This window comes from Streptomyces sp. RP5T, from assembly GCF_003933965.1.
Classification (GTDB): Bacteria; Actinomycetota; Actinomycetes; order Streptomycetales; family Streptomycetaceae; genus Streptomyces.
This window is the reverse complement of the sequence record NZ_RSAJ01001247.1, coordinates 1-593: the sequence shown is the minus strand read 5'-3', so window position 1 is coordinate 593 and position 593 is coordinate 1. Positions and strand designations below refer to the sequence as shown.

Sequence of the window (593 nt, the reverse complement as noted above, 5' to 3'; positions counted from 1 at the left end):
GCCGCTCACCAGGCCGTCCGCGCCGGTCTCGACCAGCACCGCGCCTGGCGGCACGTCCGGCTCGAAGAACGCCGGGCCCGCGTCGCCGCCACCCTCGACGCCCTCACCCAGCACCGCGAACTCCTCGCGCTGCTGCTGGTGTGGGAGATCGGCAAACCCTGGCGGCTCGCGCAGGCCGACGTCGACCGGGCCATCGACGGGGTCCGCTGGTACGTCGACGGCATCGAGCCGATGATCGAGGGCCGGACCCCGCTGGACGGCCCGGTGTCCAACATCGCGAGCTGGAACTACCCGATGAGCGTGCTCGTGCACGCCATGCTGGTGCAGGCCCTGGCGGGCAACGCGGTCATCGCCAAGACCCCGACCGACGGCGGCGTCGCCTGTCTCACCCTGGCCTGCGCGCTCGCCGCCCGCGAGGGGATCCCCGTCACCCTCGTCAGCGGTAGCGGGGGCGAGCTGTCCGAGGCGCTGGTGCGGGCGCCCGAGATCGGCTGCGTCTCCTTCGTCGGCGGCCGCGACACCGGCGCCGCCGTCGCCACGGCCGTCGCCGACCTCGGCAAGCGGCACGTACTCGAACAGGAGGGACTCAACAC

Annotated in this window: 1 protein-coding gene; it reads left to right on the top strand. The window is 73.7% G+C overall.

The genetic code is table 11. From position 1 onward, the window contains the following. Nucleotides 1-593: aldehyde dehydrogenase family protein (locus tag EHS43_RS45655; RefSeq protein WP_125196152.1), on the top strand; the 593-nt coding region annotated here is incomplete at both ends.